Raw genomic sequence first — 25,776 nt, forward strand, 5'->3', positions numbered from 1 at the left:
CTGTGCCACCTTTCGGGCCGGTCCGGCGCTATCGGTATAGTTGCCGCGGATGAATAGATCCACCGTGCGCGAGGCAGCCAAGTCACCAGACCGCCGTTTCCGGCCCGTCCTGTGGCTGATTCCGGCACTCCTCGCCGTCGTGGCCTATCGGTTCCTCACCGGCGCGATCTGGCCGGTCGAGTTGCCCACCGGCGAGGTCGCGATCACCGGTGATTTCATCGATCTCCAGGTCTACCGGCTCGGCGTCGAAGCGTTGCGCGAGGGCGGCAACATGTACGGCGAGCTGCCCAAGACCGGCGTGGGCATCAGCCTGCCGTTCATCTATCCGCCGTTCGCGGCCCTGGTGCTGGGCCCGTTCGCGCTGCTGCCGTGGGACCCGGCGGCCTTCCTGTTCTTCTACACCTCGGTGGCCGCGCTGGCGGTGACCCTGTACCTGGTCGCGCGCCGCATCTGGCCCGCGCGGGGGCAGCTGCACACCGCGCTGTTCGCGACCGCGTGCGCCCTGCCGCTGGCCATGCTGCTGGAGCCGGTGTGGGCCACGCTGAACTTCGGTCAGGTGAACCTGCTGCTCATGGCGCTGGTCGCGGCCGACGTGCTGGCGCGCGAGCCGAAGTGGCGGCGCGGCATGCTGATCGGCCTGGCCGCCGCGATCAAGCTGACCCCGGCCGCGTTCGTCCTCTACTTCCTGGTGAAGAAGGACTACCGCTCGGCGATCACGGCCGCCGTCACCGGCGCGGTCGCGACGCTGATCAGCTTCGCGATCCTGCCCAAGGCCTCGGTCGAGTACTGGTTCCACGGCATGGGCAACGTCTCCGGGCTGAGCGGTTCCTCGTTCCACACCAACCAGTCGATCCAGGCGGTGCTGGCCCGCTTCGGCATCGAGAAGCCGCTGTTCACCCTGCTGTGGCTGGCGCTGAGCGCGCTGCTGCTGGTGCTGGTCGTGATCGCGATGCGCCGCGTCCTGGATTTCCCGCCGCTGGCCCTGGCCATCAACGCGGTGTTCACGCTGCTGGTCTCGCCGATCTCGTGGTCGCACCACTGGGTGATGATCGCGCCCGCGCTGTTCGCGATGTTCGGGTACGCGCTGCGTTTCCCGTGGCCGCGGCGGCTGCGCTGGTTCGCCGTCACGGCGCTGACCGCGTGGATCTTCGTCTACGGCCCGCAGAATTGGCTGCCGGGGGACGACGAGCGTGAATTGTCCTGGACGACGTGGCAGCGCATCGAGGGCAACACCTATGTCTGGCTGAGTGTGCTGCTGGTGCTGCTGCTCCTGGTGGCGACGCGGCGTTCGTCAGCCGCGCAGGGCGGCGCGGATTTCGTCGATGCCGGGGTTGACCAGGGCCTTGCCGTTGACCAGGACCGTCGGGGTGATTTCGTCGCCGCCGGTGATCGCGCGGACGGCCGCGGCGGCCTCGGGGTCGCGAATGGAGACCTTCCGGAACGGAATTCGGGCGGCGCGTAACCGGACGGCCAGCCGCAGGCAGTAGGGGCAGCCCCGGCGCCAGTAGACGGTGATCGGAGTGGCGGTCTCGGTCATGGTGTGTCCTGGGAAGTTCGGCTGTCGTTCTGCGGCCCGGCCAGAATGGCGCGGGAATCGACCGAGCCCGCGACCACCTTGGCCGACAAATCCACCAGGCGCAGGTCGTTCGTGCGCGCGTAGTCGCGCAACCGGTGGAACGCCTGATCCATGGTCAACTGCCCGCGTTCGGCGAGCACGCCCTTGGCCTGTTCGATGATGATCCGGCTGTTCAAGGCCGAACGCAACTGGCTGTTCAGGCTTTCCGAGCGATGCAGGATGCGGTGCTGCAGGATCGCCACGCAGGCCACGTCGGCCAGCGCCTGGGCCACCCGCAGATCCTCGGGGCGCAGCGCGTTGGTGGTGGCGCCGAAAAGGTTCAGCGCGCCGATGGTCTCGGCGCGCACCCGCAGCGGCAGCGCGTACACCGAGAGATAGCCGTTGTCCAGCCCGCGCCGGACGAAACCCGGCCAGCGGAAGGCCGCGGCGGCGAGATCGTCGACGGGGACCGGTGATCCGGTGTCGTAGGCCTGCAGGCACGGCCCGTTGTCCGACTCCAGCTGGAACAGCTCCAGCAGATGGGTCTCCTCACTGGTCGCGGCCAGGACCTGCAGTTTTCCGTGGTGATCGGCGAGCAGCAGGCCGGCCTCGGTGGCGTTGAGCAGCCGCACGCAGGTTTCCACCAGTTGCTGGCAGAGTTCGACGACGTCGTAGTCGGCGACCAGCGTGTCGGCCAGCCGTACGAAGGCTTCGACCAGCGGCCCTTCCCGGGATTCCATGGTGCTCTCCACCTTCCATCAGTCGTTCTCGGGACCGAAACGCAGCTGGCGGCGCACGACGCGCTCGGCCACCTCGGTCAGGGATAGTCCTTCGGCGTAGGCATACGCGCGCAGCAGGGCGTAGGCGTCGCGGGCGCTCGTCCCGGCCTGCGCGATCACCATGCCGGCGGCCTGGTGGATGTCGCGGCCCGCGGTGGTGGAGGCCTCCCACCACCATTCCTCGACGGAATCGGTCGTTTCCAGATCCTTCAGCCGCAGCGTGCCGTCCAGCGGACGCGGGCTGTCGGCCCGGCGGGCGTCGTACTGCGGGCCGCCCGAGAGCAGCAGCGTGGTGATCAGATCGGCGACGTGCAGCCCCGCCGCCAGCGTGGAGCGGTCCAGATCGCCGGGCTCGGAGCCGTAGACGTCGAGCACGCCCAGCCGGACCGAACCCAGATGCAGTGGCAGCGCGTACATCCCGCCGGTGATGCCCTTGTCGGCGACCGCGCTGAGAAACCCGGGCCAGCGCTGGCTCTTCAGGCTGAGATCCGGGACCAGCACGGGAGCGCTGTGCCGGATGGCCGAGACGCCGGGGCCCTCGCCCAGGGTGGCCTGCAGTTCCTCGACCGCGGCGGCGATCTCGTCGCTGGCGCACCAGGTTTGCAGGCCGGCCTCGTCCGCGTCGACCGAGATCGCCGCGCGCGGCACCGAGAGCACCTCGGTGGCCGCGTTGCACAGCCCTTCGATCTCGTTGCCGTCGTGGTGCAGGGCCGCGAGGAATCGGCTGGTCACCTGCTCGAAGGGGCCCATCAGACGCGATCCGGGAAGCCCACGCCACCGCGCCCGTTCCGTCCGCTGTTCCGCTGATCCCTGCGGGGCCCGCAGTGCGGCTCTCGCGTCGCGGACATACGCGCGGGAGTCGTCGTTATTTCCCAGCATAGTCCGCTTCCGGGGCGCGGTACGGCACGCGCCGCAGCGGTTCGGCTGCGTATGGTTAACGGGTGGTCCGAGGGCCGGGATATCGACTGCGGCGATGACGGATACACAGCAGGGAGACACCCGATGCGGCGGTTCATGATGCGGGCGGCCCTGATCGCCGTCGCGATAGCGGTGACGAGCGCGGTGGCGCCCGCGGGCGCGGCGCCGACGACCGAGCAGACGGTCGCGTTGCAGGCCGAGCTGGACGAACTGGTCGCGGCGACCGGCGCGCCGGGGGCGCAGCTGGTCCGCACGGTGGACGGCGCGGTCGATCAACTGAGCAGCGGCACCGGCGATCTCGGCACCGGCGCGCCGTTTCCGGAGGGCGCGCAGGCGCGGATCGCGAGCGTCACCAAATCGTTCGTGGCCACGGTCGTGCTGCAACTGGTCGCCGAGGGGCGGGTGGAACTCGACGCGCCGATCGCCCGGTACCTGCCCGGCGTGGTGACCGGGCCGGGCGGTGACGGCGAGCGGGTCACCGTGCGAAATCTGTTGCAGCACACCAGCGGTATCCCGAACTACCTGTCGCTGATCGATCAGGATTCGCTCGCCGGGCTGCGCGCCGCCCGCCCGGCCCGCGAGCTGATCCGGATCGGGCTGGACAGTCCGGCGGAGTTCGAGCCGGGCGCCGCGGTGAGCTATTCGAACACCAACTACCTGCTACTGGGTCAGCTGGTACGGCGGGTGACCGGACTGCCGGTGGGAGTGGAGGTGACGCGCCGGATCCTGGTGCCGCTGGACCTGCGCGAGACCTACTGGCCGCTGTATCCGGTCGAGCAGGTGATCCGCGGCGCGCATCCGCGCGGGTACCACGAGTTGGGCGGCGCCCTGGTGGATGTCACCGACCTCGATGCCGGGTGGGGTCTGGCCGACGGGGCGATGATCGCCACCGGCGGCGATCTGAACCGGTTCTTCCTGGCGCTGCTGAACGGCGAGCTGCTGCCGCCGGAGCTGCTCGCGCAGATGCGCACCGGCCGGCCCACGGGTCTGGTCGGCTTCGCCGAAGCGTCGGGGCTGGGACTGTTCCGGTTCTCCACCTCGTGCGGGGTGCAGGGGTGGGGGCACACGGGCGCGATTCCCGGGTTCAGCACCGTCAGCGTCGCCACCGAGCAGCGCGCGGTCACGGTGCTGCTGAACGAGTTGCCCGGGGTCGCGGGCAATATCGGGCTGACCGTCGGCACGGACGCGGTGCTGGAGGCGGTGCTGTGCACCTGATTTCGCTAAGCCGACCGGTCGGAACTCTCTGTGAGTTCCCCTGTCGCTCAATGCCTTCCGCGGGCACAGAGTAGGATTTACTGGGCGTCATCGAACCGGCCGAAGGGGAACCTCTGTGAGCATCATTCTCGCCGCGACACAGGATTTGGTCGGCTCGGCGGTGCTGGCCCAGGTCGGCAATCCGGAACCGCTGGCCCCGCCGATCGCGGACAAGTTCCAGCAGATGGTCAGCTATTTCACCTGGTTCGTGCTGCTGGCCGGCATCACCGCGATCATCTTCGCCGGCGGCAAGTTCGCCTGGGAGAAGTGGACCGGCGGCGGCCTGCAATCACCGAAGATGGTGGCGGGCGCCATGATCGGCGGTGTCGTCGCGACCAGCGCGGGCACCATCATGAACGCCCTCGTCGGCTGAGTGCTACCAGACACCCGGATCGGTGTTGGCGCCGCAGAGCACCACGCACACTCGCTCGCCCGGGGCGGGGCGGTAGCGCCCCGAGGTGATCGCCGCCAGCGCCGCCGCGGCGCCGTGCTCCACCACGATCCGGCGTTCCGACCACAGCTGCCGGCGCGCGGCGACGATCTCGTCGTCGGTCACCAGCACCGATTCCGCGCCGTAGTGCCGCGCGGCGGTGACGGCCAGGCCGGTGGCCCGGCGCGCGCCGAGCGAGTCGGCGGCGATCGAACGCACCTCGACGTCCACCGGCTCGCCCGCGGCCAGCGCCGCGTTGAGCGCGCAGCAGGCGGCCGGCTCGACCGCGACCGTGCGCACTCCGTAATGCCCTGCGGCCGTGGCGACTCCGGCGAACAGGCCGCCACCGCCGACCGCCACCACGAGGGTGTCCAGTTCGGGCAGCCGCCGGTGGATCTCCTCGGCCAGGGTGCCCGCGCCCGCCGCGATCAGCGGATGGTCGTAGGCCGCCGACAACAGCGCCCCGGTGCTCGCCGCGAACTCCTGGCCGGCGGCCAGCGCCTCGGCGTACTCGGTGCCGACGAGCCGCACCTGGGCGCCGTAGCCGCGGAGCCGCTCCACCTTCACCGCCGGCGCGGTGGTCGGCACGAAAACAGTCGCCGGGACACCCTGGCTGCGGGCCGCCCACGCGCACGCCAGACCCGCGTTGCCGCCGGAGGCGATCACCACACCGGCCGCCGGCGGCGGCCCCTCGTCCTTGTGCGCCTGGATGAAGTTCTGGGCTCCACGGGCTTTGAACGAGCCGGTGTGCTGGAGATACTCCAGCGCGAACCAGGCCTCGAAGGGATGTGAACCGCTGGGACCGAGGCCCTCGGCGGGTGCGACGGCGACCGGGCGGATCCGGCCCTCGATCCGAGCGGCGGCGTCTTTGACATCTCCGTAGGACAGTTCCATCGTGCTCCTCGGTACGCGGTCGATCCGCCGACCATTCTCGCCGATGCCGGAGCCGGGTGCCTCAGAGGTTGCGCCGCAGCAGCGCCACCAGGTCGTTCAGGTGCCGCCGGTACGCCTGCTCGTCGAACACGGGAGTGTCGCGCATCGTGAAGCCGTGCTTCGCCTCCGGATAGACGATCGAGGTGTAGGACACGCCCGCCGCCGTGAGCGCCCGCTCCAGCGTCGCGATCTGCTCCGGCGGCATGGACGGGTCATCGGCCGCGTGCGCCAGATACACCTCCGCGGCGATGCTCCCGGCGGCGTGGTGCGGGCTGTCCGCCACCGCGTCCTCGGCGAGACGGCCGCCGTGGAAGCTGGCCGCGGCGGCGATGCGCGCGGGATAGGCGGCCGCGGTGCGCAACGCCATCCGCCCGCCCATGCAGTAACCGGTGACCGCCAACGCGCCCGGCGCGCAGAACTCCGATGCCGCAAGATAATCCAGATATACCCCGGCGTCGCGCAGTGATTTCTCCGGCGTGAGCGCGGCGCGCACCGGCGCGAGTTTCTCGAAGAATTTCGCGTGCCCGGCCGGATCGCGTTCATCGGGCATCGGCAATACCGGCGCCCGGCCCGATCGATACAGCGCATTCGGCGCGAGCACCGTGAAACCCGCTGCCGCAATGGTTTCCATGATTTCTCGGATGACCTGCCGCAAGCCGTAGGCGTCCGGGTACAGCAGAACGCCTGGGTGCGCGGCGCCGTCGCCGGGATGGGCGAGATAACTGTCCGCGACGCCCTCGGGCATCGGGATATCGGGGGTGCTGAATGTGACGGCCACGCGCTCGAGCTTAGCGGCGTATCCGCCGCCGCCACCGGGGCGCGGAATCCCGTGGCGGGTCGGAATTAATTCCGAATTATTCCGGCCAGGTAGTCTGCATTCGCTGTTTGAAGATTCATGCTCGGTTCGATCCATTGATCCCGACCCTGTCGCCTGGTGCGCGGGCGTGACGAGAGGTTGATCTGTGAGGCTGATCTGGCTGACGATCCCGGCGCTGCTCGCGGTGTCGGTGGCGGGCTGCGCCGCGGACAAGGCGACCGAGGCCGCGCCCACCAGCACCACCCCCACCCCGACGCCGACGGCGGCCCCGACGACTCCGCCCCCCGTGGCGGAGGGCGTACGCATCGCCCTCGGCGCGACCGAGACCGTGGTCATGCCCGCGGACGCGGTGATGGACATCAAGGTGCCCGCGGCCTGGGGCCAATCCGCCGCGGCGCTACGTTGCACGGTCACCGACGGGACCGGCCGCAACGAGGACCTGCGCTCCGGGGACCAGCGCAAGCAGGAGAGCTTCGAGGGGCGCGACTGGACCACGCTGTGGACCTTCTCCTCGTCCCCGGCCACCGAGGTCACCGTGGGCTGCAAGGACCCGCAGTCCAAGGTCGACCTCGGCGACATCGACTACGTGCGCGTGACCCCGCGCGGCCTGATGCCGCAGTAGCTGTCGGCGGGCGCACGTAGCCTGGGACGGTGACCGACAACAGCTACCGGGAGCGACCCGCGCGACTGCGCGGGGCCGTGGTGTGGGAGCGCACCATTGCCGGTGCGGTGTCGGCGCCGGTGCTGCCCGACGGCTGCATGGATCTCCTCTGGCGTGAGGGCCGGCTCGCTGTCGCGGGCCCGGACACCGCCGCGTTCACCCCGGCGATGGGCGCCGGCGCCCGGGTGGCGGGCATCCGGTTCTTTCCGGGCACCGCGCCCGCGCTGCTCGGGGTGCCCGCCGGTGAACTGCGCGACCGCCGCGTCGACTTGGCCGACCTGTGGCCCGCCGCGACGGTCCGCAGGCTGACCGAGCGGGTCGCCGCCGCCGCCGATCGCCCGGCCGCCCTGGAGGCCATCGCGCTGGAGCGCGCGGCCGTCGTCGAGCCGCCGGATCCGGTACTGCGCCAGGTGGTACGCGAACTCGCCGCCGGCCGCTCGGTCGCGTCGACCGCCGCGTCGGCCGGGCTGCATGCCCGGGTGCTGCACCGGCGTTCGCTGGCGGCCTTCGGCTACGGCCCGAAGACGCTGGCCCGGATCCTGCGCCTGCAACGCGCGCTGGCCGCGGCCCGGTCGGGCACGCCCTTCGCGGAGGCGGCGGCCGCGACGGGGTACGCCGATCAGGCCCACTTCGCGCGCGAGGTACGCGAACTCGCGGGCATGCCGCTGGGTGCGCTGTTGGGCCGGGCCGCCTGACGGCTCACGGCAGCGGCGCGTACAGGTCGACGCCGTTGCCGTCCGGGTCCTGCACGACGGCGTAGCGCTGCCCCCAGCCCGCGTCGAAGGGTTCGAGTTCTCCCTTGTAGCCCGCGTCGGTCAGCGCGGCGAAGACGCTGTCGACCTCGGCGGCGTCGGCACACCGGAACGCCATGCCGATGCGGCCCCCGCCGGGCGTGGCCTGCCAGCCGGGATAGAACGAGCGCACCACGTCCTCGGTGTCGAGTGCGACGCGGATACCGCCGGGAAGCGTTGCCTCGACGTGTGATTCGCTCGCCGCGCCCGCCGGGAACGCCAGCCCGAGACGCTGGTAGAACGCGACGGCGGCGGCCATGTCCGAGACGACGATGCTGAGGAAATCCAATTGCGGGGTCATGCCGGCAACTCTAGGAGGCCGTCGCGCGCCGGGTCTTGAAGAAAATGGACTCAGTGGGGCGCCGGGACCAGTTCCGCGATGAGGTTCTCCACCAGGATCCGGATGTGGTCCCGGATCGTGCGCACCACCTCGATGGACTGGCCCGAGGGATCGGGCAGTACCCAGTCTCTATAGCTGATGCCCGGAAAGTACGGACAGGCGTCGCCGCAGCCCATCGTGATCACCACGTCGGAGACGCCCACGGCCTCGTCGGTCAGCTTGCTCGGCGTCGCGCCGGCGATGTCGATGCCGACCTCCGCCATGGCCGTTACCGCGATCGGGTTCACCTCGGTGCCGGGATCGCTGCCCGCGGAACGCACTTCGATGCGATCCCCGGCCAGCGCGGTGAGGAAGCCGGCTGCCATCTGGGAGCGTCCGGCATTGTGCACGCAGACGAACAGCACACTGGGTGTGTGGGCCATCGAGCGCCTTTCGGGATATGAGAGCGAACCAGGTCTGTGCCGTCTGCCCAACTCGGTGTTGGGCCCAAACGCTGTCGTAGCGTAAGGGATACGGGTTCTCGTCTCATGCAGATGGGCCGGTTCCGGCGCGTTCACCACGCCGCGTTCCGGCTTGCCGAAAGGTTGCCGTGCAGTTCGGGACGGGTTCTGGCAAACCGGGCCCGCGGCGCGGGCCCGGCGCGCCGAGTCAGAGCGGACGCAGGTCGATCATCTTGCGCAACCGCACGCGGTCGCGTTCCAGGCGCCGCGCCTCGTAGGCGATCGGGAAGTAGCGCAGCCGCTCGGGCAGCAGCGGCACCAGCCGCGCGATCATCCAGCCCAGCGCCCGCAGCTTGCGCTCGTCCGCCTCCGACCAGGTCAGTCCGAGCTTGCGGCGGGCCGGCTCGGGGGTGGTGCCGACGGTGACGAAGTACTGGAGCTTGCCGATCGGCGCGACCGCGGCCTTCCATACCGGCGCGAACGCGCGCGGCAGCTGCTTGGGCGGCGCGACCGACCGGATCACCCGTAGGTAGTCGCGGGCGGTGCCGGTGGCCTGCAGGTGGTTGTCGACGACCTCGGCGAAGAACTTCTCGAACGCGGCGAAGTCCTCCGGAATCTCCTTGGGCGCCACCGAGAAATTGCGCATCAGCTGCACCGTCTCCCGGTAGTACGCCTCTTTCTCGGCGTAGGTGAGCGGGCGGCGCGCGAAGTAGCGCGCGTTCTCGGTGAAGGCGAAGGTGCCGGTGTGCAGCACCCAGGCCCACGGCCCGGAGGCCAGCGCCTTGTGCTTGACCCCGGCGGCGTCGGTGGTGTTGAGCGAGGCGTGCATCGTCCGCAGCCGGTCGGCCTCGGCGAGCGCTTCGTCGCCGCCGTAGACCCACATCATCACCGAGGAGATGCTGCGCAGCGCGCGGCCCATCGGGTCGGTGCGGAAGGTGGAGTGCCGGTCGACGACCGCGGAGATCGTGGGTTCCATTGTCTGCAGCAGGAACGCCGAGCCCGCGGTCAGCGAGAAGGTGACGAGCCCGGTTTCGTCCCACATCCGGGTGCCCGGGCCGATCGGGGAGCGGGACGGCAGGTCCCGGGTGGTGGTTTCGAGGGCGGCGGTCATCGCGATCTCCTTTGATCGTCCTTTTCAAGACAATGAGAAGATTAGACCAACATCCTCTCATTCTCTAGGCTGCCCGGAACCCCGGTTCCTCAAACGTGCGGAAAACCCCTAGTCGATCGGCCCGAGCACCTGATCCAGATAGGGATTGGCGAACAGTCCCTTCGGATCGAAGCGCCGGCGCACCTCGGCGAACCGGTCCCAGTCGGGATACCGCTCGCGCAGCGTCGCCGCGGTCTGGAAGTGCCGCTTACCCCAGTGCGGGCGGCCGGCGTAGCGATCGAACACCGTCTCGCAGGCGCGGAAGAACGGCTCCCACGGCATGCCCTGGTACTGGTGCACGGCGATGTAGCAGGTGTCGCGGCCGCCGGCGGGCGAGAGGAACGCGTCGTCGGGGGCGACCCAGCGCACCTCGATCGGCATCGGCGTCTCGAACTCGGCGGCCAGGGCCTTGATCTCCCGGATGGCCGCGGCCGAATGCTCGCGCGGAATCGCGTATTCCATCTCGGTGAAGCGGAACAGCCTGGGGGAGGCGAAGACTCGATAGGAGCGGTCCACCTGGCGGCGGTAGCTGCCCGCGTAGGCCGCGCCGCGATGGATCCACGGGATCAGCCCCGGTTGCCATTTGCCGAGCCGGCACAGGCCGTCGAACAGGTGGTTCGACATCAGGATGTCGGCGAACCAGTCCACCGCCTTGGGGCGCGGCTGTTCGGGCAACTCGGTCTTGTTGTTGCGCTTGGTCATCGCCAGCGGGCTGTGCGCGAACATGTAGAACTCGAAGTGCTCGTTGCCGTCGACGTGGGCGTCCAGATCGTCCAGGATCTCCTCGACCGGCACCGGGCGTTCGACGCCCTCCAGCACGAACGAGGGCACCAGCTGCAAGGTGACCGCGCTGACCACGCCGAGCGCGCCGAGGCCGACCCGCGCCGCGCGCCAGCCCTCCGGGTCGGTGGCCTCGTTCAGTTCCACCACGCTGCCGTCGGCCAGCACCAGTTCCATCGAGTGCAGGGCGGCCGAGATGTTCTGCAGGGCCGCGCCGGTGCCGTGGGTGCCGGTGGCGGTCGCGCCGGCGATGGTCTGCACGTCGATGTCGCCGAGGTTCGGGAAGGCCAGGCCCGCGGCGTGCAGCGCGTTGCTGGCCGCGTTCAGGGTGATGCCGCCCTCGACCCGCACCAGGCCGGTGGCGCTGTCGACCTCGAGGATGCGGTTCATGTGCGACAGGTTCATCAGCGTGCCGTCGGTGAGCACGGTGTCGGTGAAGGAGTGCCCGGCGCCCGCGACGCGCACGGTGCGGCCCGCGGCGGCGGCGTCGGCCAGGGCCTGGGCGATGTCGTCGCGCGTGCGCGGCGCGGCCAGGTCGGCTGGAGCACACCGTTGGTCTCCAGCCCAGTTCACCCACGAATTGGTCATGTGACCAACTTTAGGGGAATGATGTGACCTGCGCTACCCTCAGGATGTTTTTCGGCCGCTAGCGGCGCCGGCCGGCGCAGCCCTTGGCCTGCTCGACCTCGGCGTCGGTCAGTGGCGGCACCGGCAGCGGGCGGCGCGGCATCGCGTCCGAGCGCATGCCGTTGAGCGCGATCGCCATGTAGCGCTGCCAGGTGTCGGGGTTGATCGGGCGGGCGAATTCGCCCACCGCGTCGACCATGTGGACGAGTGCGAAGAAGTCCGACGGCTCGATGCCCGGCGCCAGCGCGCCCGCCCGCTGCGCCCGCTCGATCAGCAACTCGATCGTCGGCTTGATCCGATCGCGGACCTGTGTGAACCGCTCCAGATCGTCCTCGAGCTCCAGCAGGACGTCGCTGAAGCCGCGGTTACGGGCCAGATGCGTGCAGGCGTACTCGAAGAACTGCACCACCCCCAGCCACGGATCGTCGTGGCGCGCGGCCTCCTCGGCGGCGACCGCGAACTCGTCGATCTTCTGGGCGAAGACCTCGGCGATCAGTTCCTTCTTGTTGGCGAAGCGGCGGTAGACCGTGCCGACGCCGACCCCCGCGCGTTCGGCCACGTCGTCGAGGGTGATCTCCAGTCCGTGCTCGGCGAACAGTTCGCTCGCGGCCGCGACGATGCGCTGCTGATTGCGGGCGGCGTCGGCGCGCAGGCGCCGCGGCGGTGCGGGAGTCGTGGCCTGGTTCACGTCTTCATGCTAACCCCGGGGCGGCTTAAGCGGAGGGTTGCTCTCCGCCTTCGCCCCGGGACACTCAGCAGTTGCTGGGCGCGGGCAGGCCCGCGAACCGGTCGGACATGTACATGAACGCGTGCGGCAGGCCCGGGATGACCGCGGTCGCGTGATCGGCGCCCGGCACCATCTCCAGCAGCAGCGGCGTGCCCGCCGCGCAATAGCGGCCGCCGAGCTCGCGCACCAGGTTCGGGTTGACCTGATCGGCGTCGCCGTGCCATTGGTAGACCGGTGCGCGCGGCACGCTGGGCACGGTCTCCAGGCTGTTCTCGTGCAGCACCCGGATCAGGGTCGGGTCCACCTGGCTCAGGCCCGCCTGGGTCGCTCCCGGCTTGAACACGTCGTAGAAGCTGCGGTTCGCGCCCGCCGCGATGATCTCGGCGGAACAGGCGTTCGCGATCTGGTTGCGCAGCGCGTTGCCCGCGTCGTTGAGCTGCGGACCCATCCCCACCTCGCCGGGGTACTCCCGCTCCAGGCCGATCGCGGCGGCGAAACCCAGACCGAACAGCGGATGCGGCGTCTGGCCCGCCTCGAGGGCGAGCTTGCCGATGTTCACCGGCACCCCGCCCTGGGCGACGCCGACGATCGGCAGCTCCGGCGCGTACTCGGGCGCGAGCGCCGCCGCGAAACCGGTGGCCATGCCGCCGCCGGAGTAGCCGGTCAGCCCGACCCGGCTGTTGCCGAGATGGGCCGGCTCGAAGCGCCGGGCCGCGCGAATGCTGTCGAGGGTGATCCGCCCGCCGAGCCGGGCCGCGCCGTAGGCGCTGGTGGGTCCGAGGTGATCCGGGATATTGACGGCCCAGCCGCGCGCCAGCGGAATGTTCAGCGCCACCGCCTCCTGCATCTCGCCGTTGAACAGGCTGTGCGACGGCGCGCACTGCGTCCCCAGCGAATTGACGAACGGCTGGTAGGACAGCAGCGGCGCGCCGCCGGCGCTGCCGGTGTCGCTGCTGCCCGCGCCGCCCATCGGGACGAGCACGGTGGTGACCGCGGCGATCGGGTTGTCGTGGGAATCGCTGGAGCGGAACAGCAACTGCCAGCCGGTCGCGCCCGGGAAGCCGTCGGCGCGGATCGGGCGGCTGCGCACGATGTCGCCCGGCTGGAAACCGGCCAGATCCGGCGGCGCCCAGTAGAAGGGATCGGGGTCCGGGACGGGGTAGATCGCGGCGGACGCGGGCGGCGCGCCCAGCAGCCCCGCCGAAAGCGTGCTCGCCGCAACGACTGTCAGCGCGCGCAGCGCCAGCCGGCGCAGCGAGTGCACGCTGAAGATTTGCGGTGACCTGCCCGCCGGGTCGTGACCGGTGCTCGAAACTGCCTGTCGTGCCGCCATCTTCGCTCCCGGTATGAGGGGGTTCGGGGTCGGTGGGACTTCGGCGAAACCTTCGGGGTCCTGCGGTGTGGAACGGGTGCGCCCGGCGACCGCTGCCGCGGTGGGACGTCCCCTGGGGACCGTACCGTGCGGTCCTACCGATACCATGCTGCGCGATGACATTCGGCGCGGCAGGAGGTCAGGACATGGGTTCTCGGACCCGAACCGCTGCCGTCGGGTGGCCGGCGGCCCCGGGGCGCGCGCGAGCGCTCGGGTCCGCGCCGGGGTCGCCCGGACACTGCCCACCGCGGGCGATCATGATCGGCCTCGTAGGCTGTTGCACGCCGGGAACCCTGCCGGGCAGGGGCGCCGAAGTGAAGGTTGCCGAGTGGCTGCCAGAGTCGCGTTGGGCCCCCGAATCCTTAGGTGGCTTCACTACGTTTTCGACCTACGGCGCAGAGATTCGTAGACTGCACGGATCTGGTGATGCGGCCGGGGCACTCGGCTATCTCGGGGGGAACGGTGGCGGCCACGGCCGCGGTGGCGCGCGGCCCGGCAGGCCCGCGGTGGTCGAGGGCGCGGGGGCGGAACGGCAGAGCGAACTGGGAACGACGAGACGGGAAGGGGGTCGGCCGATGAGCGCGGAACCGCTGGTGCTCGGCGCACCCGCCCGGGGTTGCCTCGATCGGGACGTATCGCCGCGTTTCGGTTCCTTGCTGCCCCGCGGCAGCGCGACCGTTAACATTGTCGGTTCGGCGGCGACCGCCCCGACCGCGGTGTCCGCCGCGCCGGTGCTCCCCGGGTCGCCGACATGATCCTGATGACGAGCCGGGCGCAGCCGACCCTGAAGGGAGACCCGAGCATGGCCCATGATCGAGCCGGGCGTCCCGCGCGCCCGACCGACCTCGAGGATATCGCGCACCTGGTCACGGCCTATTACAGCCGGATCCCGGATCCGAAGGAACCGGCGCAGCAGGTGGTGTTCGGCACCTCGGGCCATCGCGGCTCCAGCCTCGACACCGCGTTCAACGAGGCGCACATCCTGGCCATCACCCAGGCGGTCGTGGAATACCGGGCCACGCGCGGCATCACCGGGCCGGTATACCTGGCCCGCGATACGCACGCGCTGTCCGAACCGGCCTGGACCACCGTGCTCGAGGTGCTGGCGGGCAACGGCGTCACCGCCGTCGTCGACGCGCGCGACCGCTACACCCCCACGCCGGTGCTCAGTCACGCCGTGCTGCGCCACAACAAGCGCCGCACCAAGCATCAGGCCGACGGCATCGTGGTCACGCCCTCGCACAATCCGCCCCGCGACGGCGGCATCAAATACAACCCACCGCACGGCGGCCCGGCCGACACCGTCGCCACCGACGCCATCGCCGACCGCGCCAACGAACTCCTGCGCGCCGGGCTCACCGAGGTCAAGCGCACCACGCTGCGCAACGCCATGCGCACCCTGGTCGAGCGCTACGACTACCTCGACCACTACATCGCCGACCTGCCGAACGTGCTGAACCTGGACGCGATTCGCGGTGCCGGCATCCGGCTGGGCGCCGATCCGATGGGCGGCGCCAGCGTCGACTACTGGGAGGAGATCGGGCAGCGCTACGACCTCGAACTCGAGGTGGTCAACCCGTTCGTCGACCCGACCTGGCGGTTCATGACGCTGGATTCGGACGGCAAGATCCGGATGGACCCGTCCTCGCGCTACGCGATGGCGGCGCTGGTGGCAATCAAGGACGACTACGACATCTCCACCGGCAACGACGCCGACGCCGACCGGCACGGCATCGTCACCCCCGACGGCGGATTGATGAACCCCAACCACTTCCTGGCCGTCGCCATCGAATACCTGGTGGCGAACCGGATGGGCTGGGACGCGCTCACCAAGATCGGCAAGACCGTGGTGACCTCCTCGATGATCGACCGGGTCGTCGGCGTCCTCGGCCGCGACGTGTACGAGGTGCCGGTCGGGTTCAAATGGTTCGTCCCCGGGTTGTTCAGTGGCAGCCTGGCTTTCGGCGGCGAGGAGAGCGCGGGCGCGTCGTTCCTGCGCCACGACGGCACGGTCTGGACCACCGACAAGGACGGCATCCTGCTGGCCCTGCTGGCCGCGGAGATCGCCGCCGTCACCGGGCAGAGCCCGTCCGCGCGCTACGTCGAATTGGAGCGCCGCTACGGCAGCCCCGCCTACGCTCGGATCGACGCGCCCGCCAGCGCGGAACAGAAAGACCGCCTGGCGAAGTTGAACCCGGACATGATTGCCAGCACCGAGATCGCGGGCGAACCGATCACCGCCGTCCTCACCCGAGCCCGCGGTAACGGCGCGCCGCTGGGCGGATTGAAGGTGACCACCGAGAACGCGTGGTTCGCCGCCCGCCCCTCCGGCACCGAGGACAAGTACAAGATCTACGCCGAATCGTTCCACGGGCCCGACCACCTGACCCAGGTGCAGGGCGCCGCGGAGGAAATGGTCAAGCAGGCGCTGTCCGGTGCCAAGTAAGCGGGCAGCCGGGTCCGAGTCGAGCGAGGGATCGGGCTGTAGACCGGGCGTGCCCGGCTACCCGGTCGCCGGTGCGGCGGACCCGCGAAGCGAGCACGCGACGGTGAGCCGCGCGCAGGGGCCGGATCAGGCGGTGCCGCCGGTGGATTCGGTGACCGGCGACCCGGCGAGCAACGGGGCCGTGGCCGCGGTGGACGACCTGGTTCCCGCCGTGGACGTACGGCCGGGGCGTAAGCGGCCCGATCCGCTGCCGGTGGAGATCTGGGTGCTGGTCGGCGGATCGTTCGTCATCGCCCTCGGGTTCGGCCTGGTCGCGCCGGTGCTGCCGCAGTTCGCGCGCAGCTTCGGCGTCGGTGTGGCGGCCGCGTCCGCGATCGTGAGCGCTTTCGCGTTGATGCGGCTGCTGTTCGCGCCGTTCAGCGGGCGGCTGGTGCAGAAGCTGGGGGAGCGCTGGGTCTATCTCAGCGGGCTGCTCATCGTCGCGGTGTCGACCGGTGCGAGCGCGCTGGCCCAGACCTATTGGCAGCTGCTGGTGTTGCGCTCGGTCGGCGGTATCGGGTCGACCATGTTCACGGTGTCCGCGCTGGCCCTGGTGATCCGGATGTCGCCGCCGCAGGAGCGCGGCCGAGTCTCCGGGGTCTGGTCGACCAGCTTCCTGGTCGGATCGATCAGCGGCCCGCTGCTGGGCGGCGCGCTGGCCGGGCTCGGCGTGCGCGCCCCGTTCCTCATCTACGCGGCCGCGCTGCTGGTGGTGACGCTCGCGGTCTATCTGGCGCTGCGGAATTCGACACTGGCCGCGCCGGAGGTGCACGGCGTGCTGCAGGTGATGTCGTTCCGGCAGGCGCTGGTCCGTCCGGAGTACCGCGCGGTGCTGTGGTCGAACTTCGCCAACGGCGCCGCCATCTTCGGCGTGCGCATGGCGCTGGTGCCGCTGCTGGTCGTCGAGGTGCTGAAGTTGCCCAGTGGCATGGCGGGCGTCGCGCTGACGGCGTTCGCGGCGGGCAATGTGGCCGTGCTGTTCCTGGCCGGGCGCGGCTCGGATCGCTTCGGGCGCAAACCGTTCCTGATCGCCGGCGCGGCCGTGTGCGCGCTGGGCACCGCCGGACTCGGCTTCGCCCCGAACCTGGCCTGGCTGCTGATCACCTCAGTGATCGCCGGAATCGGTTCCGGCATGCTGACTCCCAGCCAGCAGGCCGCCCTCGCCGACATCATCGGCCCCAAGGCGCGCGGCGGGCCGGTGCTGGCCGGCTTCCAGATGTCGGCGGATCTGGGCACCGTGCTCGGCGCGGTATCGGTCGGCGCGCTGGCCGAATACACCTCCTACGCGGTGGCGTTGACCGCCACCGGTGCGCTGCTCGCCGCGGCCGCGGTGGTGTGGGCGCTGGTGCCGGAACCGATGCGGCGCTCCGGCAGCGCGCTCGACGAACCCGAACCACTCGAGGTCCCGGCGCGCTGACCCGCGTGTCCGATCGGCCCGGCGGCACGCGGGCCGGGCCGGTGCGGCAGAGTGTCAAGGGTGAGCGAATCGCGTCCGAAGTACACTCCGCGGCCCGTGTCGAACACCACCACCTACGTGCTCGGCGCGCTCGCGCTGGCCATGGTCGTGGTCGTCATCCTGCTGGTGCGGTCCAGCCGCGACGAGCCGCTCGCCACGCGCAACGACGGCTACGGCTCGGTGCGCGACGCCGCCGTCGTGTCGGTGCTGGGCGCGGACGGCGTCGTCCTGCTCGGTCGCCCCGACGCCCCGAAGACGATCGACGCCTACGAGGACCCGATGTGCCCCGCCTGCGGCCAGATCGAGAAGGCGTACGGGCAGGAGCTGGCCCAGAAGCTGGACGAGGGCAAACTCGCCGTCCGCTACCACTACGTCAACTTCCTGAACAAGCAGTCCAAGAGCGGCGACTACTCCACCCGCGCCATCGCCGCCTTCGAATGCGTCGCGGCCGCCGGTTCCGGACCGGCCTACGCCAAGTTCCAGCACGCGCTGTTCGTGACCGATCAGCCCGCGGAGGGCGGCGACAAGGATCTCGACAACCAGCAGCTGGCCGACCTCGCCGCGTCGGCCGGCGCGCCCGCCGACGCGGTGCAGTGCGTCCGCTCGGGCGCGAAGGTCGAGGCGGCCAAGGCGCACGCCGACACCGCCACCGCGGCGTTGCGTCAGGTGAACGACGGAACGGTTTCCACCCCTTCGATTTTCGACGGCACGAACAAGGTGGATTTGACCAACCAGAACTGGGTCGCCGAAATCGCGGGCTGAGCTCTAACTTTGCTCGGGAATGTCGTCCTCGGGGGCGATCCCGCGCAGCCGGCCGTGCAGCGGGAAATGCCCCGCTACGGGGTAGGCCAGTTCCTCGGGCGTCGGACGGTCCACGGGTGACCGCGGCGCCTCCGGTGGCGAACTCGGCGTGATCGGGGCCGGTGCGTCGGTATCGGTGTGCGGGAACAGATAGCGCGCGCCCTCGCGCACGGTGGTGTGCGCCGCACCCGTCGGCGCCGTCCAACGCAGGCTGTCGCCGTCCTCGTGCACGATCCGCCACGGTTGTTTCTTGATGTCCGCCAAGGATTTCAAGCGATGGTGCCGACTGCACAGCACGATCAGCCCCGCCCCCGACGCCGCTCGGCCCGGTCTGCCGTCCATCTCGCATTCCGCCGCAGACGCCGCTCGCCCCGGCTTGCCGTCCACCTCGCATTCCGCCGCGGGCAGCACGCAGCCCGGGAACCGGCACATCCCGTCCACCGCGCGAACCTCACGCGCGCTCGCCGCGATGCGCTCCGGGATCATCTCGAACCGGGCGTGCTCGGCGAGCAACCGCGCCAGCGCCGCGTCGATCGGCCCGTACCCCGCCAGAAACGCCGGCGCCTCCTGCATCCCCAGCAGCGAATCCGCCGGAATCCCGATCTGGATCAGCGGCCGGCGCGGCGGCGCGACCGGACTCCGGGCCGGGCACCGATCCGCCCGCCCGCACCCGCACCGCAGCTGGCCCGACCCGTCCGCCAGCGCCACCAGCGCGTCCGCGCGCCGCTGCGCCATCGTCCGCGGATCCTGCGCGCACACTTGCAGACTCATCTCCCGCAACCGCATCGCCACCGTCTGCGCGCCCGGCGCGGGCAGCAGCCCGTCGAACACCGCCATGCCGTCCTGCACGGCCCGGATCCGGACGTCGCGCTCCTCCTGCCGCTCCTCCCGCCGCCGCTGCGCCCCCTGCGGATCCAGCCGCAACGCCCACCGCCGCGCCGCCTGCCGCAACCGCGCCGGATTGGTCCGCCCCGCCGCCTCCAGCAGCCGCGGCTCCAGCACCTCGACCAACTCCGCACCCAACCCGCGCGTGCTGTCCACGATCACGCGCACCTTCGCCAGATCGATCCGCCCCGCCGCGAACGCCGCCCGCGTCCGCGGCAACGACTCCTCCAGCACCAGCGCCACATCGATCAGCGCCGCCGCAGTCCCCTCATCGGACTGCAGCGCCACCGCCGCCTCCCCGGCCGCGAACTCCCCGGCCCGCACCCCACCCGGCCCCGGCTGCGCACTCCCCGCCCGATGCCGCCGATACAACTCCCGCACCGCCCGCACCTCGGCCGCCTGCGCGGCCGCCGCCACCCCGTGCACCGCCCGCAGCGCCCCGATGAGTTCTTCGTCACCCATGCCCCCGAAGTCCAGGTCAGCCACCCGATTCGTATCGAACATGTGTTCGACTGTACCCCCGCAAAACCCCACCCGCCAGCCCATATCTAGGCGATTTGGTTTCCACACACCACGTCGTGTAACTTCATTCAAGCGCGAACGGGGAAGCTCGGGAGCGTCCACCAAGGGGCTATGGCGCAGCTGGTAGCGCACCACACTGGCAGTGTGGGGGTCAGGGGTTCGAGTCCCCTTAGCTCCACCCGTTTTCCGCAGGTCAGACCCGGTCTCACGACCGGGTCTTTCTTTTCGCCCGAGCCCAACTTGCCAAGAGCTTGCCTAAGCGCCGGAGCACCGACTTCCCCCACTCCGGTCGACCGCGCCGAACACCGCGGCCGCGGCGGCAGCGAGGCCCTCGTCGTAGACGCGGTTGTAGACACCGGTCGTCATCCGCACCTCGTGCCCGTGCCAGGCAGCGACAGTCGATGCCGGAACACCGAGATGCAGCATGATCGAGACCGACGTGTGCCGCAGGTTCCGCAACGTGATGCGGGGCAGCTGCGCCGCGAGGCGAATGCGGTGGAACCATCCGGTGTAGGTCCGGGGCAGCACCGCCTGGCCGCTCTGGTCCGAGCACAGGTGCCGGGTCGCGTCCCACTGTCGCCCGAGGGCAAGGCTTTCGGCCTTTTGCCGGAGCTTCAGGGCTTGCAGGGCAGCGGCGACGTCTGCCGGTAGCGGCAGTGTCCGGCGTGAACGCTCGGTCTTGGGCTCGTCGACCGCGTGCTCCTTGCCCTCGACTTCGACATGGCTCTGCTCGACACTGATCGTGGCTCGGGTCAGATCCACGTCGCTCCAGCGCAGGCCACACACTTCCGAGCGCCGGAGTCCGTAGCAGGACAAGAGGAACAGCGCGTGGAACCGATCCTCGCGCGCCCTCGCAGCGAAGATTTCCACCTGCTGCACCGTCCACACATCCGCGGCGGTGAGTTTGGTGGGCCGCTGGCGTGGAGCTTTCACGGATTCGGCCGGGTCACGGGAAAGAAGACCTTGCCGGACCGCGTACTGCGTCACCTGCTGCAGCATCACCAGTGCCAGCCGGACCGTGGCCGGCGCCAGCGGACTACCCTTCATCGACCCCGACTCCAGCATCATGGAGACCCATTCCTCCACGTGGCTCTCCCGCAGAGCTTGGAGCTTCAGGTCCCCGAGATCGCGCTTGACGTACTTCAGCGAATCCCTGTAGTTCCGAAAGGTGTTCTTCCTGATGTCGCGGCGGGACCGCAGCCAGTCGTCGCACGCCGCCGACACCGTGGCATCGACTCGGCCGACAAATGTTCCGGAAGCGACGGCGACGCTGATCCGCCGGTACTCACCACGCGCTTGTTTGAGGGTGTCGTAGGTGAACCGCTGGCGTTCACGCCGACCGTCCGAGCGCACACCGACATCGATCTGAAACCAGTACGACTTCTTGCCGTTCTTGGCGGTATGGGTGTTGATCGGTTCGGCTCGACGCGACTTTCTCGAAATCTCGGCGTTGTTCAAGCCTGAAACCTCCTGGTTCGACTGTGGAGCGTATTCGGATCAGGGGTGGAGTCCCCGGAGCGAGCGGATGTTGGGTTTGCGACATCTGGCGGAGAGTGAGTGCGACAGCTTCGGCTGCGCTGGGCATACGGTCTAGGCAGCGAAACAACACCGAGACGCCGAAATGCTGGAGGTGTACCTAGGAAGGCCGCGTTTCTGTAGATCGTCGGTAGAAACGACGTCGTGGCACGTGCTGCTAGCAAGCGTCGGGCCCGTGCGCCTACTGGGTTGGGTTGTCCTCGTAATCTGCTTGCAGTTGGAGGATTTCGCGGACCCATCGGGAGGGAATGCGCACGCGATTGCCGATCCGCACTGCGGGCACTTCCCCGGACTTCACCGCGGCATAGATGGTGGATCTGCCGATGCCCAGGAGTTGGGCGGTGTCGGTGACGGATACCGTGGGGCTGCTCTGCAGGAGCTGCAACAAGCTGCGGTATGTGGAAGCTTCTTCAGGGTTCACTGTCTGGCCTCGCCTCGTAGGCCGATCCGTAAGTCATCCCTTCATTCCCATAGAACCGGATCCCGGACGAATGCGCTAGCTGCTGCGGGGTAGTTGGTGCCGTTAAGCAGTTCTACGAGCATGGGCTGCGACTGATTCGCGCGAGGCCGGGCCTACGTCCGCAGGCACAAGAGAAGTTCCTCGGCTGGCCCGGTACGGTCGATGAAAAGTGAATCTAAAAGGGCTAACTCGCTTGAGAACCTGCTGGTTATTTAGTGTGCTCGTCGCGCAGCGGGGATGAGCCCTGGCCGCCCCGGAACGCTTTCAGCGCTCCGGCGGTGCTCGCCGCGCAGCGGGGATGAGCCCGTCGGCTGGGTGAGCGTGAAATGCGACGGGGCGTGCTCGCCGCGCAGCGGGGATGAGCCCGGCCGGCCCCCTGAAGGCGTGCGGACAGGACGAGTGCTCCCCGCGCAGCGGGGATGAGCCCCCCCGGCCACGCCCGGGCACAGGCTGTTCGTGCCGTGCTCCCCGCGCAGCGGGGATGAGCCCACTGTCCTGCTGCGCGATGCGAGTGCTGCCGAGTGCTCCCCGCGCAGCGGGGATGAGCCCTGTGTCTCGCCGAGCAGACCGCGTACCGCGGTGTGCTCCCCGCGCAGCGGGGATGAGCCCGCACACGCGTCGGGTTGGGCGTGACGTGCTCAGTGCTCCCCGCGCAGCGGGGATGAGCCCGAGGACGGCCAGTTGGTGACGAAAACGTCTGTGGTGCTCCCCGCGCAGCGGGGATGAGCCCACCTACAACACCGTTGTCCGCACGCTGCGGACGTGCTCACCGCGCAGCGGGGATGAGCCCGGCAAGCGCCGCAAGGTCCACAACCTGGTGCAGTGCTCCCCGCGTAGCGGGAATGGGCCCACCACGACCGCGCCCTCGGAAGGGAGCAGGACGTGCTCCCCCCAGCGGGGATGAGCCTCTGTGGCTGCCAGGTGACGGCTACCTGTGCGAGTCCTCCCCGCGCAGCGGGGATTCACCCGGGGCGGTCGGCAACGGGTGGTCGGTGCTCAGGTGCTCTCGCGCAGCGGAGATGAAGCTTGACGACCCGGTCGACATCTCGTCGGATAGGAGTGCTCCCGACTAGCGAAGATAAGCCCTGCACACCGACCTTGTTCGCCGCCGCCCAGTGCTTCCCGCGTAGCGGGGATGGGCCTGGGTCGGAGGTGTCTGGCTCGATTGGAATGGGGAAATAGACGGAACGCGGCCGGAACGAACGAATGCGAGGAGCTTTCACAGCGCAGCTTCCCCATCAAACTGTTCCGACAGGCGACAATCATTGCGCAGTAGCTAAACATGTGAAATATTTCGTTCATGAACCTACAGTCGCAGCTGCTGGTGGATGAACTTGTCAGCCAGCATGACGCTGCGCTGGCCCGCCTGCACGCCGACCTGCGTGACGCGGTCTCGGAGTCCGCGTCGAGGTGGGCCGACCGCTTCCCCAATCCTGCTGACATGGGTGGGCAGACTCGCTGCACTACCGTGCGCCAGACCCTGCTTCATATGGATGGGACTCGCCCCGCGATGGCGCGTTCGACGATGACGATGTCGGAGGGCCTCGGGATGTCGGTCGTTCTCAAAGACCAGGCCGGGCATCTGATTCGCGTGCGCAAGTATCCGAGTTACGTACTGGGTAAACGCACCCGTGAGGTCCAGCCTCCGCCGACGGGTTTGCGGGAAGCCGCTGCTCAGGCGCGGCAAATGGCGCTCGATGAAGGCTTGGAAGAACCGGTGTTCGTGCGCGACTCACGCATGCTTCCGTTCGACTTGTTCGTGTTGTGGCAGCTCGACGAGGCGGAAATGCAGCTGGGTTCGGCGGAACTGGTCGCCGTGGTCGCGATCGATGACTCGAAAAAAGTTCGTCTACTCGCATCGGCTCCGTTACCCGCCCCGGTACCGTTCACGGCGCCGGCGGATCCGAATGCCGGGGACCAGACCGTGATGGACGACTTCGACGAGTTCGATCATGGTGCCGAGGAAACCGGCAACGATCCGGCGTAGGTGCGGGTGTGCTGGGCGGGTCGCTGTCGGTGGGCGACCCCCGATCTTGTTGAATCGAAGCTGCGATGACTGTTGATGTGTACGGGAGCCGGGTGAGGCAGGCGCGGGTGTTGCGCCGTATGACCAGCAAGGCGGTGATGGCCGAGCTGGGTTGGAAGGGTGCTCGCCAAACGCGCTTGGAGAAGGCCGTGACCTCGTCACTGGGGGACGACGAGTTTTTGCGCATGACCGAGGTATTGCGGTTCCCGCCCCAGTTCTTTACCACCGCGCCCGGCTCCCGGGTCGACGCAGCAGACCTGTTGTTCCGGGCACCGCGGTCCACTACGTCGACCGAGAAGGAGTACCTCGCGCAGTTCGCTGCTGCCCTCGGAGACTTCCTCGACAGCCTGGATTCGCGCTGGCCGTTGCCGCCGGTGAAACTGCCGATCTTCGACAACGGGACTCCGGTCACCTACGCAGCCGGCACGGTGCGTGAACGGATGGGTATCTCACCTGATGCACCGATTTCCTATCTGACCTACGAGACCGAACGGTGCGGCGTCCCGGTCATCACCCGGTTGCGGCGCAGCCGCTCCACCGGCGCGCTGAGCTGGGATCCCGTCGATGACGACACCGGCCTATCGGAAAAGCACCTGGGGTACTCCACACGGGTCGGCGAATACGGTGATCGGCCGCTGGTAGTGGTGCGAGCCAGCGGCTCCTGGGAACGGACTCGCTGGACTGTGGCCCACGAGATCGGGCATCTCGTGCTGCACGCTGGTGGCGGTGAGGTTACCGAGGATCAGGAGCTGGAAGCATCACGTTTCGCCTCCGAGTTGCTTGCTCCCGCTGCCTGCATCGCCGGCGAAGTGCCCAAGGTGCCGTCTTTGATGAATCTTGTTCCGTTGAAGTTGAAGTGGGGTATTTCTATCGGTGCGTTGATCCGTCATTTGTCGGCTTCGGAGCTGATCGATGTGCAGCGTTATGAGATGCTGCGCCGACAGCTCTACACGCGCGTTAATCCTGACACCGGCCACACTTGGGGCAAGACGGAGCCGGGGTGGGACGCCCGTGAAGCTGAGCGTCCACGTCTGCTGGCACGTTGGGTCGAGCGCTGCTATGGGGCGAACTCCGCGGCGATGCTGGCCTCTCATCAGCTGATTTGGCCTCAAGACGTTCTCGAGGACTTTCTGGCTGGGCAGCGGGCGGCGCCGGTGCGCTCGGCTTCCCCGTCTATGGCAACTTCCGAGGGATCTAAAGGCGGGACGGTGATCGCGTTCGAACAATTCCGGCAACGGCGAAGGGCCTGATTGTCGAACTCGCTCAACGTATCGAAGTGAATCAAAATGGTCGATGTCGGCTGTGAACCTGCAGGTCATTTAGTGTGCTCCCCGCGCAGCGGGGATGAGCCCGCCATCGAGGCCGGCGACCTGCTCGAGCACATGTGCTCCCCGCGCAGCGGGGATGAGCCCGAGATCCACGACGAGATCCCCAGTAGCACCGGGTGCTCCCCGCGCAGCGGGGATGAGCCCGCCCCACGAAATAGGCGAGATAGTCGCCGAATGTGCTCCCCGCGCAGCGGGGATGAGCCCGAGGACATGAGTTACTCCTTGGTGAATTCGGAGTGCTCCCCGCGCAGCGGGGATGAGCCCTGGACATGACGGTGTTCTCCTTCGATCAGGTGGTGCTCCCCGCGCAGCGGGGATGAGCCCTCTCCCTGGACGACACGCGGTTCACACGGTCGGTGCTCCCCGCGCAGCGGGGATGAGCCCTCCGCCCAGAACTGGCCACCCTCGGCGACCAGGTGCTCCCCGCGCAGCGGGGATGAGCCCCCGGCGAACCCGCCGAGCGAGTCACGCCGCAAGTGCTCCCCGCGCAGCGGGGATGAGCCCTCGCTCGTCACGACCCGGCCGCCGCCGAGAGGGTGCTCCCCGCGCAGCGGGGATGAGCCCCGTTCGGCAGTGTCGCCAGTCTGACGTGCCTCGTGCTCCCCGCGCAGCGGGGATGAGCCCCGTTCGGCAGTGTCGCCAGTCTGACGTGCCTCGTGCTCCCCGCGCAGCGGGGATGAGCCCTGCTGGAGTCCACGGAGAA

23 protein-coding genes, 1 tRNA gene, 1 pseudogene and 2 CRISPR repeat arrays (1 of these 27 cut by a window edge) are annotated in these 25,776 nt (G+C 69.4%); of the genes and pseudogenes, 11 read left to right on the forward strand and 14 right to left on the reverse strand.

Annotated elements, in window-relative coordinates; translation table 11 throughout:
• Positions 1-49 precede the first annotated feature (49 nt).
• The gene (locus AB0I43_RS09065; protein ID WP_356976818.1) at positions 50-1,462 is read left to right on the forward strand and encodes a glycosyltransferase 87 family protein; all 1,413 of its coding nucleotides are present in this window, start codon (positions 50-52) and stop codon (positions 1,460-1,462) included.
• Here the strand turns inward: AB0I43_RS09065 and AB0I43_RS09070 are convergent.
• The 3 genes and pseudogenes from AB0I43_RS09070 to AB0I43_RS09080 all read right to left on the reverse strand — a co-directional run.
• A pseudogene (locus AB0I43_RS09070) lies at positions 1,403-1,537 on the reverse strand (NrdH-redoxin); the annotation flags it as partial. The gene AB0I43_RS09065 and the pseudogene AB0I43_RS09070 overlap by 60 nt on opposite strands.
• Positions 1,534-2,295: a GAF and ANTAR domain-containing protein gene (locus tag AB0I43_RS09075; RefSeq protein WP_356976816.1), complete on the reverse strand. Its 762-nt coding sequence runs from the start codon at positions 2,293-2,295 to the stop codon at positions 1,534-1,536. The pseudogene AB0I43_RS09070 and the gene AB0I43_RS09075, both read right to left, overlap by 4 nt.
• 18 nt (positions 2,296-2,313) lie before the next feature.
• Positions 2,314-3,084: a GAF and ANTAR domain-containing protein gene (locus tag AB0I43_RS09080; RefSeq protein ID WP_356976814.1), complete on the reverse strand. Its 771-nt coding sequence runs from the start codon at positions 3,082-3,084 to the stop codon at positions 2,314-2,316.
• Positions 3,085-3,336: 252 nt separating this feature from the next.
• On the opposite strand from AB0I43_RS09080, the gene AB0I43_RS09085 reads away from it, so the two are divergent.
• Together AB0I43_RS09085 and AB0I43_RS09090 are read left to right on the forward strand one after the other, a co-directional pair.
• Positions 3,337-4,467 (forward strand): serine hydrolase domain-containing protein, encoded by a 1,131-nt coding sequence (locus tag AB0I43_RS09085; protein WP_356976812.1) that lies wholly within the window; start codon positions 3,337-3,339, stop codon positions 4,465-4,467.
• A gap of 115 nt (positions 4,468-4,582) precedes the next feature.
• Positions 4,583-4,879, forward strand: a complete 297-nt coding sequence (locus AB0I43_RS09090; protein WP_356976811.1) for a hypothetical protein — start codon at positions 4,583-4,585, stop codon at positions 4,877-4,879.
• A gap of 3 nt (positions 4,880-4,882) precedes the next feature.
• On the opposite strand, the gene AB0I43_RS09095 is transcribed toward AB0I43_RS09090, so the two are convergent.
• Positions 4,883-5,830, reverse strand: coding sequence for a threonine/serine dehydratase (locus AB0I43_RS09095; RefSeq protein ID WP_356976809.1), 948 nt, complete (start codon positions 5,828-5,830; stop codon positions 4,883-4,885).
• A 61-nt stretch (positions 5,831-5,891) separates the two neighbouring features.
• On the reverse strand, positions 5,892-6,782 hold the full coding sequence (locus AB0I43_RS09100) for a dienelactone hydrolase family protein (protein ID WP_356976807.1): 891 nt from the start codon (positions 6,780-6,782) through the stop codon (positions 5,892-5,894).
• 49 nt (positions 6,783-6,831) lie between these two features.
• Between AB0I43_RS09100 and AB0I43_RS09105 the strand changes: the two genes are divergently transcribed.
• The gene (locus tag AB0I43_RS09105) at positions 6,832-7,308 is read left to right on the forward strand and encodes a hypothetical protein (RefSeq protein WP_356976805.1); all 477 of its coding nucleotides are present in this window, start codon (positions 6,832-6,834) and stop codon (positions 7,306-7,308) included.
• 29 nt (positions 7,309-7,337) lie between these two features.
• Entirely contained in the window at positions 7,338-8,042 is a 705-nt protein-coding gene (locus AB0I43_RS09110; protein ID WP_356976803.1) for a helix-turn-helix domain-containing protein, read from the forward strand.
• A 4-nt stretch (positions 8,043-8,046) separates the two neighbouring features.
• Here the strand turns inward: AB0I43_RS09110 and AB0I43_RS09115 are convergent, their stop codons facing one another.
• The 6 genes from AB0I43_RS09115 to AB0I43_RS09140 form a co-directional block, all read right to left on the reverse strand.
• Positions 8,047-8,439, reverse strand: coding sequence for a VOC family protein (locus AB0I43_RS09115; RefSeq protein ID WP_356976801.1), 393 nt, complete (start codon positions 8,437-8,439; stop codon positions 8,047-8,049).
• Positions 8,440-8,489: 50 nt separating this feature from the next.
• Positions 8,490-8,900, reverse strand: coding sequence for an arsenate reductase ArsC (locus AB0I43_RS09120; RefSeq protein ID WP_356976800.1), 411 nt, complete (start codon positions 8,898-8,900; stop codon positions 8,490-8,492).
• Positions 8,901-9,126: 226 nt separating this feature from the next.
• Positions 9,127-10,029, reverse strand: coding sequence for an oxygenase MpaB family protein (locus AB0I43_RS09125; protein ID WP_356976798.1), 903 nt, complete (start codon positions 10,027-10,029; stop codon positions 9,127-9,129).
• 108 nt (positions 10,030-10,137) lie between these two features.
• Positions 10,138-11,436, reverse strand: coding sequence for a D-arabinono-1,4-lactone oxidase (locus AB0I43_RS09130; RefSeq protein WP_356976797.1), 1,299 nt, complete (start codon positions 11,434-11,436; stop codon positions 10,138-10,140).
• Positions 11,437-11,494: 58 nt separating this feature from the next.
• The gene (locus AB0I43_RS09135) at positions 11,495-12,163 is read right to left on the reverse strand and encodes a helix-turn-helix domain-containing protein (RefSeq protein WP_356976795.1); all 669 of its coding nucleotides are present in this window, start codon (positions 12,161-12,163) and stop codon (positions 11,495-11,497) included.
• A gap of 64 nt (positions 12,164-12,227) precedes the next feature.
• Positions 12,228-13,535 carry a lipase family protein gene (locus tag AB0I43_RS09140; RefSeq protein ID WP_357431613.1) on the reverse strand — a complete coding sequence of 436 codons (1,308 nt, stop codon included), beginning with the start codon at positions 13,533-13,535 and terminating at the stop codon, positions 12,228-12,230.
• An 841-nt stretch (positions 13,536-14,376) separates the two neighbouring features.
• On the opposite strand from AB0I43_RS09140, the gene pgm reads away from it, so the two are divergent.
• The 3 genes from pgm (at position 14,377) to AB0I43_RS09155 (ending at position 18,277) form a co-directional block, all read left to right on the forward strand.
• A complete protein-coding gene (gene pgm, locus AB0I43_RS09145; RefSeq protein WP_356976792.1) occupies positions 14,377-16,020 on the forward strand; it encodes a phosphoglucomutase (alpha-D-glucose-1,6-bisphosphate-dependent) in 1,644 nt (547 codons plus the stop codon).
• Positions 16,021-16,231: 211 nt separating this feature from the next.
• Complete coding sequence (locus tag AB0I43_RS09150) at positions 16,232-17,476, forward strand: MFS transporter (protein ID WP_356977023.1); 1,245 nt, start codon at positions 16,232-16,234, stop codon at positions 17,474-17,476.
• Between the two features lie 96 nt (positions 17,477-17,572).
• Complete coding sequence (locus AB0I43_RS09155; RefSeq protein ID WP_356976791.1) at positions 17,573-18,277, forward strand: thioredoxin domain-containing protein; 705 nt, start codon at positions 17,573-17,575, stop codon at positions 18,275-18,277.
• 3 nt (positions 18,278-18,280) lie between these two features.
• On the opposite strand, the gene AB0I43_RS09160 is transcribed toward AB0I43_RS09155, so the two are convergent.
• Positions 18,281-19,705 (reverse strand): DUF222 domain-containing protein, encoded by a 1,425-nt coding sequence (locus tag AB0I43_RS09160; RefSeq protein WP_356976789.1) that lies wholly within the window; start codon positions 19,703-19,705, stop codon positions 18,281-18,283.
• Between the two features lie 123 nt (positions 19,706-19,828).
• Between AB0I43_RS09160 and AB0I43_RS09165 the strand changes: the two genes are divergently transcribed.
• Positions 19,829-19,901: transfer RNA gene (locus tag AB0I43_RS09165), tRNA-Ala, on the forward strand.
• Positions 19,902-19,978: 77 nt separating this feature from the next.
• On the opposite strand, the gene AB0I43_RS09170 is transcribed toward AB0I43_RS09165, so the two are convergent.
• Positions 19,979-21,181: a tyrosine-type recombinase/integrase gene (locus AB0I43_RS09170; protein WP_357431615.1), complete on the reverse strand. Its 1,203-nt coding sequence runs from the start codon at positions 21,179-21,181 to the stop codon at positions 19,979-19,981.
• Between the two features lie 259 nt (positions 21,182-21,440).
• The gene (locus AB0I43_RS09175; RefSeq protein ID WP_357431617.1) at positions 21,441-21,680 is read right to left on the reverse strand and encodes a helix-turn-helix domain-containing protein; all 240 of its coding nucleotides are present in this window, start codon (positions 21,678-21,680) and stop codon (positions 21,441-21,443) included.
• Between the two features lie 256 nt (positions 21,681-21,936).
• Positions 21,937-22,746: a CRISPR direct-repeat array (repeat unit 21 nt; unit sequence CCGCGCAGCGGGGATGAGCCC).
• Between the two features lie 273 nt (positions 22,747-23,019).
• Between AB0I43_RS09175 and AB0I43_RS09180 the strand changes: the two genes are divergently transcribed.
• Positions 23,020-23,706: a hypothetical protein gene (locus tag AB0I43_RS09180; RefSeq protein ID WP_357431619.1), complete on the forward strand. Its 687-nt coding sequence runs from the start codon at positions 23,020-23,022 to the stop codon at positions 23,704-23,706.
• 119 nt (positions 23,707-23,825) lie between these two features.
• Positions 23,826-24,995: an ImmA/IrrE family metallo-endopeptidase gene (locus AB0I43_RS09185; RefSeq protein ID WP_357431621.1), complete on the forward strand. Its 1,170-nt coding sequence runs from the start codon at positions 23,826-23,828 to the stop codon at positions 24,993-24,995.
• 74 nt (positions 24,996-25,069) lie between these two features.
• Positions 25,070-25,776: a CRISPR direct-repeat array (repeat unit 28 nt; unit sequence GTGCTCCCCGCGCAGCGGGGATGAGCCC); it runs 1,360 nt beyond the window's last position.

The organism is Nocardia sp. NPDC050435, from assembly GCF_040655395.1.
In the GTDB taxonomy this organism is placed as follows: domain Bacteria; phylum Actinomycetota; class Actinomycetes; order Mycobacteriales; family Mycobacteriaceae; genus Nocardia.